Origin of the sequence: Geminicoccus flavidas (assembly GCF_009806515.1) — a bacterium.
Lineage (GTDB): Bacteria > Pseudomonadota > Alphaproteobacteria > Geminicoccales > Geminicoccaceae > Geminicoccus > Geminicoccus flavidus.
In genome coordinates this window covers 1-2,627 of record NZ_WUJP01000444.1, presented here as the reverse complement: position 1 = coordinate 2,627, position 2,627 = coordinate 1, and the positions used below count along the sequence as shown (strand labels likewise).

3 protein-coding genes and 1 pseudogene are annotated in these 2,627 nt (G+C 69.7%); all 4 read left to right on the top strand.

Annotated elements, in window-relative coordinates:
* A pseudogene (locus EQG76_RS12520) lies at nt 1-449 on the top strand (VOC family protein); the annotation flags it as partial.
* A 61-nt stretch (nt 450-510) separates the two neighbouring features.
* The gene (gene ispH / locus EQG76_RS12515) at nt 511-1,479 is read left to right on the top strand and encodes a 4-hydroxy-3-methylbut-2-enyl diphosphate reductase (protein ID WP_159713797.1); all 969 of its coding nucleotides are present in this window, start codon (nt 511-513) and stop codon (nt 1,477-1,479) included.
* An 18-nt stretch (nt 1,480-1,497) separates the two neighbouring features.
* Entirely contained in the window at nt 1,498-2,460 is a 963-nt protein-coding gene (locus EQG76_RS12510; protein ID WP_159713795.1) for a homoserine kinase, read from the top strand.
* Nucleotides 2,450-2,627 (top strand): RNase H family protein (locus tag EQG76_RS12505; protein WP_321573457.1); only part of this gene is annotated, 178 nt, incomplete at its 3' end. The genes EQG76_RS12510 and EQG76_RS12505, both read left to right, overlap by 11 nt.

Below are 2,627 nucleotides of genomic sequence, written 5' to 3'. Positions count from 1 at the left end.
CGACCGCGGGCCTGAACTTCTTCGCCTGCCACCACCTGACGCCGGCGCTGCTGCGCCAGCCGGCCTGGCTGGCGCACCCGAACGGTGCCGTCGGCATCCGCACCGTGACCTGGCTGGTCCCGGACGTGCCGCCCGTGGTGGACGTGCTGGCCCGGGTGCTGGGGCCCGCCTCGGTCACCTGGACGGACGAGGTCGCCGCGGTCCATGCCGGCGCCACCACCCTGCTGCTGGCGCGCGCCGAGGACATCGGCATGCTCCATCCGCCCCTGGCCCGGCTGGATCCGCCCGCGGCACCGGTCGCGGTGGCGATGGGCATCCGTGCCGATCCGGGCCGAACAAGCGCCTTTCTGGAGCGGCAGGGCGTGGCTTATGAGGTCGATGCAGCGGGCGGGCTCACCGTGGCGCCGGCGGAAGCCTGCGGCGTCCTGGTCGAGTTCGTGGCGGCCTGAACCTCGTCTTGACGGGCAGGGCGTGCTATCTCGCCGTCCATCTGTCGCCACCGAGCCAGCCATGACCTCGTCGAAACCCGCCCTCACGATCGTTCTCGCCAGCCCGCGTGGCTTTTGCGCCGGTGTGGACCGAGCCATCCAGATCGTGAAGCAGGCGCTCGCCGAGAACGGGCCGCCCGTCTATGTCCGCCACGAGATCGTCCACAACCGCTACGTGGTCGAGGAACTGGAGGCGATGGGGGCGGTGTTCGTGGAGGAGCTGGACCAGGTACCGGACGACGGCATCGTGGTGTTCTCCGCCCATGGCGTGCCGAAGTCGGTGCCGAACGAGGCGAAGCGTCGTCGGCTCCTGTTCGCCGATGCCACCTGTCCGCTGGTCAGCAAGGTCCATCGCGAGGTGGAGCGCCACCACAAGGCGGGCCTGACCGTGATCCTGATCGGCCATGCCGGCCATCCCGAGGTGATCGGCACGATGGGCCAAGTGCCGGAGGGCTCGGTGCTACTGGTCGAGACGGTCGAGGACGTGGCGAGGCTGGAGGTGCCGGATCCCGAGCGTCTGGCCTTCTCCACCCAGACCACGCTCTCCGTGCTGGATACGGCCGGCGTGGTGGCGGCGCTGAAGGAGCGCTTCCCCCGGATCGAGGGGCCGCGCAACGAGGACATCTGCTACGCCACCACCAACCGCCAGCAGGCGGTGGCGGCGATCGCCCCTGGCTCCGACCTCACCTTCGTGGTGGGTGCCAAGAACAGCTCGAACTCGATGCGGCTGGTCGAGGTCGCCAGGCGCGAGGGCTGCCCGCGCGCCGAGCTGATCCGCACCGCAGCTGACATCGACTGGGACAGCCTGGACGGCGTGCGCCGCCTCGCACTGAGTGCCGGCGCCTCCGCACCGGAGATCCTGGTCGACCAGGTGATCGAGGCGGCCCGCCAGCGCTTCGAGGTGACCGTCGAGGAAGTGAAGCTGGTCGACGAGAACGTCACCTTCCGGGTGCCGCCGCTGCCCAAGCGTCGTCCTGCCCAGGCCGCCTGATCCAGCTTCGGAGCCCGCATGGCGGTCTATACGCCGGTCGATCGAGCCACTCTCGATGCCTTCCTCGCGCACTATGACCTGGGCCGCCTCCTGGAATTCCAGGGCATCCAGGCAGGCGTGGAGAACAGCAACTTCTTCGTCGACACGGATCGGGGGCGCTACGTCCTCACCATCTACGAGCGCCGGGTGGATCCGGCCGACCTGCCCTTCTTCCTGGGGTTGATGGAGCATCTGGCCGAGCGCGGCATCCACTGCCCGCTGCCGATCCACGGGCGGGACGGCCGGGTCCAGCGCAGCCTGATGGGCAAGCCCGCGGCCATCGTTACTTTCCTGGAAGGCAGCTGCACCGACATCATCGACTCGGAGCACTGCCGGGCACTGGGCGCAGCACTGGGTCAGCTCCACCGCGAGGGCCGGGACTTCCCGATCCGCCGGCCGAACGCGCTGTCGGTCGATGGCTGGCGCCGGCTGCTCGATCTGTGCGAGCCGGATGCCGGCCGGGTCCTGCCGGGCTTGGCCGAGGAGCTGGAGCGGGATTTCCAGGCGATCATTGGGGCTTGGCCGGCCGGCCTGCCGTCGGGCGTGATCCATGGCGACCTGTTCCCCGACAACATCTTCTTCCGCGGCACAGACGTCACCGGCATCATCGACTTCTATTTCGCCTGCAACGACCTGCTGGCCTACGACCTGGCGGTCTGCACCGTCGCCTGGTGCTTCGACGAGCGCCACACCTTCCATCCGGAGCGCGCCCGAGCCCTGGTCGCGGGCTACGTTGCCGAGCGCGCGCTGGAGCCCGCCGAGATCCGGGCCCTGCCGCTGCTCTGCCGGGGCGCCTCGCTGCGCTTTTTGCTGACCCGGCTCTATGACTGGCTGAACCGGGTCGATGGCGCCCTGGTCCAGCCCAAGGACCCGCTGGAGTATCTGGCGAAGCTGCGCTTCTTCCGCGACGTCACCGACCCGGCGGTGTGTGGTGTCCGCTGAGCCTGCAGACTCGACGCCGGTCGTCATCCACACCGATGGCGGTTGCAGCGGCAATCCCGGCCCGGGCGGCTGGGCGGCGGTGCTCAGCTGGAAGGGCACGGAGCGCGAGCTGTCCGGCGGCGAGGACCTCACCACCAACAACCGCATGGAGCTCATGGCGGCGATCG